10 protein-coding genes and 1 riboswitch are annotated in these 13,024 nt (G+C 37.5%); of the genes, 5 read left to right on the forward strand and 5 right to left on the reverse strand.

All coding sequences use genetic code 11. The features are described from left to right. A complete protein-coding gene (uvrD, locus tag BN1226_RS04885) occupies nucleotides 1–2,181 on the reverse strand; it encodes a DNA helicase II (protein ID WP_044470251.1) in 2,181 nt (726 codons plus the stop codon). A gap of 117 nt (nucleotides 2,182–2,298) precedes the next feature. After that, nucleotides 2,299–2,391, forward strand: a riboswitch (TPP riboswitch). Nucleotides 2,392–2,443: 52 nt separating this feature from the next. Between uvrD and BN1226_RS04890 the strand changes: the two genes are divergently transcribed. Continuing rightward, complete coding sequence (locus tag BN1226_RS04890) at nucleotides 2,444–3,496, forward strand: ABC transporter substrate-binding protein (protein WP_044470252.1); 1,053 nt, start codon at nucleotides 2,444–2,446, stop codon at nucleotides 3,494–3,496. Between the two features lie 44 nt (nucleotides 3,497–3,540). Here BN1226_RS04890 and fdhD read toward each other — a convergent pair whose 3' ends face one another. Further along, on the reverse strand, nucleotides 3,541–4,386 hold the full coding sequence (fdhD, locus tag BN1226_RS04895; protein ID WP_156149894.1) for a formate dehydrogenase accessory sulfurtransferase FdhD: 846 nt from the start codon (nucleotides 4,384–4,386) through the stop codon (nucleotides 3,541–3,543). Nucleotides 4,387–4,682: 296 nt separating this feature from the next. Here fdhD and fdnG point away from each other — a divergent pair, with 296 nt between their 5' ends. From fdnG to fdhE, 4 genes are all read left to right on the forward strand, one after another. Continuing rightward, nucleotides 4,683–7,766: a formate dehydrogenase-N subunit alpha gene (fdnG, locus tag BN1226_RS04905; RefSeq protein WP_156149895.1), complete on the forward strand. Its 3,084-nt coding sequence runs from the start codon at nucleotides 4,683–4,685 to the stop codon at nucleotides 7,764–7,766. Nucleotide 7,767: 1 nt separating this feature from the next. Next, nucleotides 7,768–8,703 (forward strand): formate dehydrogenase subunit beta, encoded by a 936-nt coding sequence (gene fdxH / locus BN1226_RS04910; protein WP_044470254.1) that lies wholly within the window; start codon nucleotides 7,768–7,770, stop codon nucleotides 8,701–8,703. An 11-nt stretch (nucleotides 8,704–8,714) separates the two neighbouring features. After that, a complete protein-coding gene (locus tag BN1226_RS04915) occupies nucleotides 8,715–9,404 on the forward strand; it encodes a formate dehydrogenase subunit gamma (RefSeq protein ID WP_005760300.1) in 690 nt (229 codons plus the stop codon). A 120-nt stretch (nucleotides 9,405–9,524) separates the two neighbouring features. Continuing rightward, nucleotides 9,525–10,436: a formate dehydrogenase accessory protein FdhE gene (gene fdhE, locus BN1226_RS04920; RefSeq protein ID WP_044470255.1), complete on the forward strand. Its 912-nt coding sequence runs from the start codon at nucleotides 9,525–9,527 to the stop codon at nucleotides 10,434–10,436. A 63-nt stretch (nucleotides 10,437–10,499) separates the two neighbouring features. On the opposite strand, the gene BN1226_RS04925 is transcribed toward fdhE, so the two are convergent. From BN1226_RS04925 to BN1226_RS04935, 3 genes are read right to left on the reverse strand one after another with little or no spacing between them, the layout of a single operon-like run. Then, nucleotides 10,500–11,663, reverse strand: coding sequence for a thiolase family protein (locus BN1226_RS04925; protein ID WP_044470256.1), 1,164 nt, complete (start codon nucleotides 11,661–11,663; stop codon nucleotides 10,500–10,502). Nucleotides 11,664–11,694: 31 nt separating this feature from the next. After that, a complete protein-coding gene (locus BN1226_RS04930; protein ID WP_044470257.1) occupies nucleotides 11,695–12,324 on the reverse strand; it encodes a 3-oxoacid CoA-transferase subunit B in 630 nt (209 codons plus the stop codon). A 3-nt stretch (nucleotides 12,325–12,327) separates the two neighbouring features. Beyond that, nucleotides 12,328–12,987 (reverse strand): CoA transferase subunit A, encoded by a 660-nt coding sequence (locus BN1226_RS04935; protein WP_044470258.1) that lies wholly within the window; start codon nucleotides 12,985–12,987, stop codon nucleotides 12,328–12,330. Nucleotides 12,988–13,024 lie beyond the last annotated feature (37 nt).

Consider the following 13,024-nt stretch of genomic DNA (forward strand, 5'->3'; position numbering starts at 1 on the left):
TTAAATCTTTTCTAATTTGGCTAAATGCGCAATCAACCATTTGATGCCTTGACCTTGGAATGCAATTTGCAAGCGAGTATTATTGTCTGCCCCTTCAACATTAATCACCGTCCCTATTCCAAATTTAGCATGTTTGACTTTTTGACCCGTTTTCCAATAATCTTGGCTCTCAGCAGAAATTTTCACAGAACCGACCGCACTTTGGTTATAAGCACGAGTCACTGTACCTCGTAAACGCACAGCTTGGATACATTCTTCAGGCAATTCATTAATAAAACGAGAAGGAATATGTCTTTCTTCTTTTCCGTATAAACGACGGCTTTCTGCATAACAAATTGTCAATTTTTGTTTTGCACGAGTAATTCCGACATAGGCTAAACGACGTTCTTCTTCTAGACGACCTGGTTCTTCTAAAGACATAAAACTTGGGAAGATACCTTCTTCCACACCAACCATAAATACACGAGGGAATTCTAATCCTTTGGCTGAGTGTAATGTCATCATTTGCACACTGGATTGATGAGGCGAAGCCTGTTCATCGCCAGCTTCTAAAGAAGCATGAGTTAAGAATGCAGTCAAATCTGTCATTTCTTGTGCATCATCAGGTTTAATAAATTCACGGGTAGCCGAAACTAACTCTTCCAAGTTTTCAATACGAACTTCACCTTTTTCTCCTTTCTCCTGTTTATACATTTCATATAAACCTGAGTGCTTAATCACAAAGTCCGTTTGCTCAAACAATGGCATTTCTGCGGTTTCTTCAGCTAATGAATTAATCAACTCACAAAAACGCTGTAATGCGGTAGCAGCACGACCAGCTAACTGATTTTCATGAATTGCAATTTGTATAGCTTGCCATAAGGTAATTTCACGTTCACGAGTTAAGTTACGTAAAATATCTAAAGTTCGATCTCCAATACCTCTAGTTGGCGTATTAATTACACGTTCAAAAGCTGCATCATCTTGGCGATTTGCAATTAAGCGTAAATAAGCTAACGCATCTTTGATTTCTTGACGTTCGAAGAATCGCATTCCTCCGTAAATACGATATGGAATTTGTGCCCGAATCAGTGCTTCTTCAATCACACGTGATTGACTATTGCTACGATATAAAATCGCTATATCATTTAAGCAACCACCATCTTCTAACCAAATCTTAATTTGAGAAGAGACAAAAAGTGCTTCATCTAATTCATTAAATGCGGCATAAATTCCCACAGGATCGCCTTGTTCACCATCCGTCCATAAATCTTTACCTAGGCGGTTATTATTGTTTGAAATTAATTGGTTGGCAGCCTGTAGAATATTGCCTGTAGAACGATAATTTTGCTCTAAACGAATGGTTTGAGCTTGATGGAAATCATCAAGGAATTTTTGAATATTTTCGATTTGTGCACCACGCCAACCATAAATAGACTGATCATCATCCCCAACAATCATTACATTGCCTGTTTCACCAGCTAATAATTTGATCCAAGCATATTGAATTTTATTCGTATCTTGAAACTCATCCACCAATATTTGCCCAAAGCGTTGCTGGTAACGTTGCAGAATCACAGGTTTCTTGAGAAATAACTCATAAGCACGTAATAAAATTTCAGCAAAATCCACCAACCCGGCACGATCACAAGTATCTTGATAAATACGATAAATTTTAATCCATTCTCGTTCTTGGCGATCATTATGATCATCAATTAGGTTTGGTCTTAAACCCTCATCCTTTTTATTATTGATATACCAACAGGCCTGTTTTGCTGGAAACATTTTCTCATCATAATTATGCAATTTAAGTAAACGCTTCATTAGGCGAAGTTGATCCTCGCTATCCATAATTTGGAAATCTTGTGGCAAATTGGCATCCACATAATGAGCACGTAATAATCGGTGAGCAATGCTATGAAAAGTGCCGACCCACATACCTGATAAAGAATGAGAAGAATGGGGAGTTAATGTTGATTCAATACGATGACGCATTTCTGCAGCGGCTTTATTTGTAAAAGTCACCGCCATAATACTACTTTCAGAAACGCTTTCGACAGCAATTAACCAAGCAATACGATGAGTTAAAACTCGAGTTTTTCCGCTTCCTGCACCTGCCAACACTAAATAGTTACCTAGCGGTGCCGCTACAGCTTCACGTTGCTTATCATTTAAACCATCAAGTAATTCTGAAATATCCATTATTGCTCACTACATTTTGCTGTTTATTTTTACAGGGGATTATAAGGGTTATATATGCTTTGTCAATGTAATGAGCCAACCCTATTTACAATTAAGAGAAAAGGTTTTATATTGTTGCTCCGTTAGTCGGGGTGCTGAAAAAATCGGCTGAGAAATACCCGTGAACCTGATACAGTTAACACTGGCGTAGGAAACTAATTATCCACATTTTTCTCTTTCGTTTATGTGTTGACTTGTTTTCTTTTAATTAAGGAGCAATTCAATGACAACTCATTCAATTTTATCTATTCATAAAATTTTTCTAAAACCTACCGCACTTTTTATCGGTGCTATAAGCCTATTACCTCAATTTGCCCAGGCAGAAGGTAAATTAAATATTTATTGCAGTGTGCAAAATACCGCTTGCGAAAAAATCAGCCAAGCATTCGCTAAAAAATACCACGTAGAAACCCAATTTATTCGTAATAGTACAGGAACCACATTAGGTAAAATTAAAGCAGAAAAAGACAATCCTCAGGCAGATGTATGGTACGGTGGCACTTTAGAACCTCATTTACAAGCAGCTGATTTAGGCTTACTTGAAAAATACCGCTCACCTAATCAAAAACAAATTTTGCCACAATTTAAACAATTAATGGAACAACGAGGTGAATTTTCTTCGATTATTTACTTAATGGAATTAGGCATTGGTATTAATACTCAAAAACTTGAAAAACTCAATATTAAAAAACCACAATGCTTTAAAGATCTATTAAAACCAGAATTTAAAAATGAAATTCAATACCCTGATCCTAGAGTCTCTGGTACAGGATATTCATTTCTCACTACCTTAATCGCACTTTGGGGTGAAGATAAAGCCTTTGAATACCTGAAAGCACTCAATAAAAATGTGTCACAATTTTCAAAAAGTGGTTTAGCGACAAACACCTTAGCATCAGGAGAAGTAGCTGTAGATATTAGTTTTATGCATAGCTATATTCGTGAGCAGGAAAAAGGTGCGCCAGTAACAGGCGTTTTACCTTGTGAAGGCATTGGTTATACTTTAGGTGCCAATAGCATTATTAAAAATGCCCGCAATCTTGAAAATGCAAAATTATTTACCGACTGGGTTCTCACGGCCGAAGCACAAGAAATCCCTTGGCGTGAAGCTAATTCTTATCAGCTACCAGCCAATATTCATGCACAACATCATCCTAAGGCAAGCGATCCATTAAAATTGCAATTTATTGATATTGACTTTTTACATTTTGGTTCAGATCAAGAAAGTAAAAAGCTAATTGAACGTTGGACGAAAATGAGTCTATCAGAACAGTAACTAAGGCTATAGGGCGGATTAACGAGATCTGCCCTTTACATAGCTCAATATATCAATCGCTCTTTTCCTGTATAAACTGTAGCTCGTCCTTCCCTAGCAAATCCAATTAATGTGAGATTACTCTCTTCAGCCATTCTCACAGCTAAATCAGTTCCTGCTGAAATTGCAATGAGCATTTCAATGCCACAAGTTGCTGCTTTTTGTACCATTTCATAACTTGCTCGACTTGTCACTAACACAAATCCCAGAGGTTGATTATTCTTCGCATGCCAGCCTAATAATTTATCCAAAGCCACATGACGTCCAACATCTTCACGAATAGCCAATAACTCGCCTTCTAAAGAGAAGAAACCCGCGGCATGAGTAGAGCCTGTTTGCTTACCCAATACTTGGGCATCATGCAAAATTGTTAAACATTGATCTAGTTTATTTAAATCAAAGCTAAAAGTGCGGTCTAATTTAGGTAATTTTTTAGTCACTTGTTCTAATTGCTCACTGCCACAAATCCCACAACCTGTACGTCCAGCCATTGTACGGCGTAAATCTTTCAGACGAACGAAACAACGAGTTGCCAATTCAATTTGAACCTCCACCCCATTACAAGTTTCTTCCACATCAATACCATAAATATCTGAAGTTTTATCAATAATCCCTTCAGCTAATGAAAATCCTAATGCGAAATCTTCCAAATCTTGAGGAGTAGTCATCATTACTGTATGAGAAATACCGTTATAAACCAATGCCACAGGCATTTCAATCGCTAAAAACTCCTCTTTCTGTACAAATTCTGAGCTTTTTTCACTATTCTTTTCTAAATGATATTTATCAGAATGTTTTGTAAATGTTAAATTTTTGAAAAAATTTATTGTTCTTTTTGTGATCTGAATCAACTTTTTTCCTCCAATTAACCTTATTAGTTATAGATTTAAATAGAAAATAAATGTATTCTACACTAGATTTAAAGCTTTACCCATTGTTTATATTTTTTGGGAAGCGATGTAATCAAATTCATTCTCATTAACATTAGGAATGAATAATTGTAGAAACTCAATTCTTACTTTTTATTAACATTTACTTATACAAGTAAAATCGTTAAAGCAAGTTTTTATCGTGTTACTACGTTTATCCATTTTTGTTGTTAGATGAATGAGTTTACTACAAACTATTATTGTTTTGAGGATTATCTATGCAGGTCACAAGAAGAAAGTTCTTTAAGATCTGTGCAGGTGGTATGGCGGGGACATCTGCTGCAATGTTAGGTTTTGCACCTACTTCAGCTTTAGCAGCACCTCGTGAATACAAATTGTTACGTGCTTATGAAGCACGTCAAACCTGTACATACTGTGCGGTAAGTTGTGGGATGTTAATGTATAGCACTGGGAAACCATCTACAACATTAAATGGCTACACTGGCTCTAATGTCCGTTCTAAATTATTCCATATCGAAGGCGATCCTGATCATCCAGTCAGCCGTGGTGCATTATGTCCAAAAGGTGCGGGCGCATTAGACTATATTAATAGTAAAAGCCGTGCACTATATCCTGAGTATCGTGCCCCAGGTTCAGACAAATGGCAACGCATTTCATGGAAAGAAGCAATTACACGTATTGCTCGCTTGATGAAAGATGACAGAGATGCAAACTACATTGAAAAAAACTCAGAAGGTCAAACTGTTAATCGTTGGACCTCAACAGGTATCTTAACTGCTTCAGCGATGAGCAATGAAGCAGCGCTTATTACTAAAAAATGGGTTACCTCGCTGGGAATGGTCCCCGTGGGCAACCAAGCGAGTGTTTGACACGGACCAACGGTAGCAAGTCTTGCTCCATCATTTGGTCGCGGTGCCATGACTAATAACTGGGTTGATATTAAAAATGCTAATCTTATTATCGTCCAAGGCGGTAATGCGGCTGAAGCACACCCTGTGGGTTTCCGTTGGGTAATCGAAGCGAAGAAAAATGGTGCAAAATTAATCGTTATTGATCCTCGATTTAATCGTACTGCAGCAGTAGCCGATCACTATGTACCAATTCGTTCAGGTTCAGATATTACCTTCTTAATGGGGGTGATTCACTACTTACTTGAAAACGATAAAATCCAGCATGAATATGTCAAACACTACACTAATGCCTCATTTTTAATTAATGAAGGTTTTAAATTCGAAGATGGCTTATTCTCTGGTTTTAATCAAGAAAAACATAATTATGATAAATCTACTTGGTCTTACCAATTAGATGAAAATGGTAATGCAAAACGTGATATGACCTTACAAAATCCACGTTGTGCTATTAACCTATTAAAAGAACACGTATCTCGTTATACCCCAGAAGTGGTTGAGCAAATCACAGGGATAAAACAAAAAGATTTCTTATATGTATGTGAAGAAATTGCTAAAACATCTGTTCCAGATAAAACAATGACTCACTTATATGCATTAGGCTTTACCGAACACTCAACGGGTACTCAAAACATCCGTTCTATGGCAATGATCCAGTTGCTTTTAGGTAATATTGGTATGCCTGGTGGTGGGATTAATGCTTTACGTGGTCACTCAAACGTACAAGGTACAACTGACTTTGGTTTATTACCAACTTCATTACCTGGTTATATGCGTTTACCAACAGATAAAGATGCCACTTTCGAACAATTTATCAATGCAATTACCCCAAAAGATATTGTTCCAAACCAAGTGAATTATTATCGTAATACATCAAAATTCTTCGTTAGTACAATGAAAGCATTCTTTGGTGATAAAGCGACCAAAGAAAATAGTTGGGGCTATGACTATGTGCCGAAAACGGATCGTTTATATGATCCAATGACACAAATTCAAATGATGTTAGATGGTAAAATGCATGGTTGGATTTGTCAGGGCTTTAACGCATTAAATTCATTGCCAAACAAAAATAAAACTGTTGAAGCAATGAGTAAATTGAAATACTTCATTGTATTAGATCCATTACAAACAGAAACTTCAGAGTTCTGGAAAAATTTTGGTGAAGCGAATAATGTCAATTCAGCAGATATTCAAACTGAAGTATTCCGTTTACCAACAACTTGTTTCGCTGAAGAAGACGGAACTATTGTAAATTCTGGTCGTTGGGTACAATGGCATGAAAAAGCCTGTGATCAACCAGGTGAATCATTACCTGATGTTGATATTTTTTCAATGATTCGTGAAGAAATGCATAATTTGTATAAAAAAGAAGGTGGTCGTGGTATAGAACAATTTGAAGCGATTACTTGGAATTATGCCGTACCACATTCTCCTCAAGCAGAAGAACTAGCCAAAGAAATTAATGGTTATGCGTTAGAAGACTTATATGATACTAACGGTAACTTGATGTATAAAAAAGGCCAATTACTTTCTAGTTTTGCTCACTTGCGTGATGATGGTACCACCTCAACAGGTAACTGGATTTATGTAGGTCAATGGACTGAAAAGGGTAACCAAACAGCTAATCGTGATAACTCTGATCCTTCTGGATTAGGAGTAACTTTAGGCTGGGCATTTGCATGGCCTGCAAACCGCCGTGTTTTATATAACCGAGCATCATTGGATATCAATGGCAATCCTTGGGATAAACACCGTCAATTAATAAAATGGAACGGTAAGAACTGGAACTTACATGATATTGCGGACTATGGTGCAGCACCTCCAAATGCAGATGTTGGTCCATTTATTATGTCTGCTGAAGGCGTTGGACGTATATTCTCATTAGATAAAGTTGGTGATGGTCCTTTCCCTGAACATTATGAACCAGTGGAAAGCCCAATTGATACTAACCCATTACATCCAAATGTGGTAGCAAATCCAACAGTGCGAATTTATGACTACGACCGTGGATTTATCGGCACTAACGATAAATTCCCATATGTATGTTCAACATACCGTATTACAGAACACTTCCATAGCTGGACTGCTCAATCTGCGTTAAATATTATCGCTCAACCACAACAATTTGTGGAAATTGGTGAAGCATTAGCTCAAGAAAAAGGCATCCAAAAAGGTGATATGGTTAAAGTAAGTTCTACACGAGGTTATTTAAAAGCCGTTGCCGTAGTAACAAAACGTATCAAAGCATTACAAGTTGATGGTAAAACCGTTCATCAAATCGGTGTACCAATTCACTGGAATATGAAAGCACTTAATGGTAAAGGTAATCCTGGTTTCTCACCAAATAACATCACACCATCATGGGGTGATGCCAATACCCAAGCGCCTGAGTATAAAACATTCCTAGTGAATATTGAGAAAGTGGGGGCATAGCATGAGCTCTGTATTAACTCAAGATATTATTAAAGTCTCTGCGACATCTAGCATTACTCCACCTCCTCAGGCTCGTAGCCATAAAGAGGAAGTTGCTAAACTAATTGACGTAACCACCTGTATCGGTTGTAAAGCCTGTCAAGTCGGTTGCTCTGAGTGGAATGACATTCGTTCTGATGTCAATGCGCAATGTGTAGGTATTTATGACAACCCTGTTGATCTAAATGCTCAAGCATGGACAGTGATGCGTTTTAATGAAGTGGAAGAAAATGATCGCCTTGAATGGTTAATCCGTAAAGATGGCTGTATGCATTGTGCAGAACCTGGTTGTTTAAAATCTTGTCCTGTACCAGGTGCAATCATCCAATATGCAAACGGGATTGTTGACTTCCAATCAGATAAATGTATTGGCTGTGGTTATTGTATTGCTGGTTGTCCATTCAATATTCCTCGCATGAATAATAAAGATAACCGCGTTTATAAATGTACACTTTGTGTTGACCGCGTTTCTGTAGGTCAAGAACCAGCTTGTGTAAAAACCTGTCCAACAGGTGCTATTCGCTTTGGTAGTAAAGAAGAGATGCTTCACTATGGTGAACAACGTGTGGCAGAACTTAAAACACGTGGTTATGAAAATGCAGGTATTTACAATCCAGAGGGTGTTGGTGGTACTCATGTAATGTATGTATTACATCACGCCGATAAACCTGAATTATATTCTGGTTTACCAAAAGATCCAAAAATTGACCTAAGCGTTACACTCTGGAAAGACATCTTAAAACCAGTTGCAGCAGTCGCAATGGGTGGTTTAGCATTAGCTGAAATTGCTCACTATGTTGGTGTTGGTCCAAATGTCGAAGAAGATGTTGAAGATCATAGCCATCTGTTTGAAGAAGCAGATGCTGAACAAGAACGTAAACATTCACATCATGAATAAGGTGGCAGATAATGAGTAAAATTGAATTTACAAATGATACTAAAATTAAACGCCATGGTTATCTTGCGCGTGTAAGCCACTGGTTCTTAGTGATTTCGTTCTTCATGACAATGTTTACTGGGGTTGCTTTCTTCTTCCCAGATTTCTCATGGTTACATGAAATTTTAGGGACGCCACAATTAGCTCGTGCAATTCACCCATTTACGGGTATCATAATGTTTATCGCATTTATTATCCTTGCATTTATTTATGCAAGCCATAATATTCCTGAATGGAACGATATTCGTTGGTTAAAGGGAATTGTTGAGGTTTTAAAAGGCAATGAACATGATGTTGCATACAATGGCAAATATAATCTTGGACAAAAAATGCTTTTTTGGACATTAAATTTGGCCATGATTACCTTATTAGCAACAGGTATTATTATGTGGAGAAGATACTTCTCAGGGTATTTCTCAATTACCACATTACGTATTGCTATATTACTCCATTCTGCAAGTGCATTTGCTTTATTCACGGGTATTCTCGTGCATATGTACATGGCATTCTGGGTAAAAGGTTCGATTCGCAGCATGGTTGAAGGCTGGGTAACTGTTCGTTGGGCGAAAAAACATCACCCTAAATGGTTTAACCACGAAATTAAACCACATATTGAAGATTATATTATTGAAGACAAAAAACCAGTGAAAGAATATCACTAATTGTCCTGATAGCTAAAAAGTGCGGTTCAAAATTTTAAAAATTTAGACCGCACTTTTATTTACTTAAGCACGTTTTAAAAGCGTTTTTAACTAAATAATAACCGAATTCTAGAGAACATTATGAGTATCAAAATTTTATCTGAGTCAGAAATTAAGGAAGGTGCTAAATCCTACCAAGCACCTGCACTATTATTCTCAAATCCTAAAAATTTATACCAACGCAGAGCTAAACGATTAAGAGAGTTAGCAACAGAACATCCTTTAGCAGACTATTTATTATTTGCAGCCGAAGTAGTTGAAAGCCAATTAAATGTATTAACACAACATCCTATTGCTCAAGACCCGCAACTACAAAATATTCAAGATACCATTCCATTGAATGCGAAGAGCTTTGCCAAATCAGGTGAATGGCTTGAATTATTCAAAGCATTACTGGTTGAAATCAAACCTAAAGCTAGTGATTTAGTATTAGCAACTATTGAAAATTTAGAAAAAACCAGTGATAAAGAACTAACCGAATTAGCCGATCGCCTGCTAAATGAAGAATTTAATTTAGTCAGTTCAGATCAAGCCGTATTCATTTGGGCAGCATTATCTCTTTATTGGCTACAACTTGTTCAACAAATTCCACATCATAGTCATTTAGAAAGTAATGAAAACTTACACTATTGCCCTGTATGTGGCTCGGCCCCTGTGTCTAGTGTGGTTCATTTTGGCTCATCACAAGGTTTACGATATTTACATTGTTCACTATGCGAAAGTGAATGGAACGTAGTGCGTGCTCAGTGTACCAACTGTAATCAATTTGGCAAGCTCTCAATGTGGTCATTTAATCAAGAATTAGCAGCAGTAACAGCTGAAAGTTGTGAGGACTGCGGTAGCTATCTGAAAATATTATTCCAAGATAAAGATGCAAATGTAGAAGCTGTTGCCGATGACTTAGCCTCTATCTATCTAGATGTCGAATTAGAACAAAAAGACTTGGCTCGCAGTGGATTAAATCCATTTATGTTCCCTGCCCAAGAAGTGTAATTATATAATAATGCTCTGCTTAACTATTTAATTATTAAATAAAAAAACAGAGCATTAATTTAATTATAAACGTTCAAATAATGCTGAAAAACCTTGTCCTCCACCAGCACAGAAGGTAATTAAGCCTGTACCTAAATTACGACGTTCTAGTTCGTAAACTAATTTGGTAGTAAGAATCCCCCCCGTGCCTGCAAGTGGATGTCCTAATGCTAAAGCACCACCATTTACATTCAATTTTGAGGTATCCATATTTAATTCACGAATACAAGCAAGTGATTGTGCGGCAAAAGCTTCATTCATTTCGATAAGATCGATATCATTTAATGACATTCCAACCTGTTTGAGTAGCTTTTGGGTAGCTGGAACAGGCCCAATACCCATAATAGAGGGATCAACACCAATTGCAGCAAAACTACTCACTTTTGCCCAAATTTTTAAGCCGAGGGCTTCAGCTTTTTTACGTTCCATAATCACAACTGCACCAGAACCATCACTCATTGGTGAACTGTTACCCGCAGTCACAATACCATCTTTAATAAAGGCTGGCGGTAGTTTAGCAAGAGATTCTAAATTACAATCAGCTCTTAGTGGTTCATCTTTTGTGAACAGTATTTCGCTTTTTTTCATCTTAACGGGAACAGGAATAATTTGATCGTCAAAGTAACCATTGTCCCACGCAAATGCTGCTTTTTTGTGGCTTTCTACCGCAAATTGGTCACATTCTTCACGGGTTAGTCCATATTTTTTTGCAAGATTTTCCGCAGTGATGCCCATTGGTACATCAATGTCTTTTGGTGCTGACATCGGAACTGTCCAAGATGGTGGGCGAACTTGATAAGCTTCCGTTGGTCGTTCCATAACATAGCAACGTGTTGAATCACTTTCTACTCCCCCTGCTACCATTATATCCCCATATCCAGCTTGAATTAATGCTGCTGCATAGGCAATTGCATTAAGTCCTGCTGCACACTGACGATTCAGAGTAATTCCTGGAACAGTGATAGGCAATCCAGCCGCTAAACCAATAACACGAGCAATATTTACACAATCAGTATTGAGTAAATTACCAAAAATAATCTCATCAATTTCATTTGGGTTAATACCAGCTCGTTTTACAGCTTCTTTAACAGTTAATGTACCGAGTTCCCATGCTTTTACGGAGGCTAATGCTCCTCGACAGCGTCCAACTGGAGTTCTCACTGCCGATACAATCACGGCTTCACGCATATTGTTACCTTCTTTTATATTTTCTTATTTATTAATCTTTAAAAATTAATTTTGCTTCTGTACGTTTGATAACTTCTTCCTTGCTTACGCCATTAAAAAGTTCTCGAACAACTAAACCTTCAGGACGAACATCAAATACTCCCAGTTCGGTCACAATAGTATCAACTACTTTGTAACCAGTAAGAGGCCATGTACATTTATCTAGGATCTTAGCCGCACTATTCTTAGCATTGTGTTCCATCGCAACAATAACACTTCTAGCTCCAGATACTAAATCCATAGCACCTCCCATTCCCATAATACGTCCACCAGGAATACTCCAGTTAGCAATACTACCTTCTGCATCAACTTGCAATGCACCTAGCACTACAGCAGTTAATTTGCCACTCCGCACCAGTGCAAAAGCTCCCGCACTGTCAGAGACTGATGCTCCTGGATTCAACGTAACTATTTGTCCTCCTGCATTTACATAATTTGGTTCTTCTTCACCTGGTTTTGGACTCCCTCCATAGCCAAGTAATCCATTTTCTGCATGGAGTTGCACACCTTCTTCAATATATTCACGTACTAAACCAGGAATACCTATACCTAGATTAACTACATCTCCTGCTTTAAAAAAGCTAGCGACTTTTTTTGCAATCATTACTTTTGAATCAGACATAGATTACTCCTCATTACTTAAAATCATATCGACAAATACCCCTGGCGTGATAACTGATTCAGGATCTATTTCACCAACATCGACAATTTCATCTGCTTCAACAATGACAAGATCTGCAGCCATTGCTACCAGAGGATTAAAGTTACGGGCAGCACCTTTATATACCAAATTACCGAATTTATCGGCTTTGTGAGCTCGAACAATAGCGATTTCACCTCTAAAAGGTTTTTCAAAGATATATTGTTGACCATCAACCTCTAAGACCTCACGACCTTCCTGTGCAATAGTACCTAAACCAGTTTTGGTTAAAACACCTCCTAAACCTGCGCCGCCTGCACGGATTTTTTCAGCTAAAGTACCTTGAGGAAAGAGATTAAGTTTGACAAGACCTTGGTTAATTAGCTCTGTTACATAAGGGTTCATCCCAATATGTGAATGATTAGCCACAGAGACGAGATGAGCATCATATAGTTTTCCTAATCCAATACCTGGATCACCTGCATCATTAGAGATAAGTTCAATATTCTTGCAACCTTTTTCTACAATAATATCGACTAAACGATCTGGGCAGCCTTTGCAAGCAAAAATCCCAGACATTAGTTTCATACCATCGTGGAATTTTTCAGCAATTTCTGCTTTAGTATAAACTTTACTTTTTAGCATAATTGAATTCCTGTTATGTGTTTTAAATAGAGTTAGG

Origin of the sequence: Mannheimia massilioguelmaensis (genome assembly GCF_000940515.1) — a bacterium.
Lineage (GTDB): Bacteria > Pseudomonadota > Gammaproteobacteria > Enterobacterales > Pasteurellaceae > Basfia > Basfia bettyae.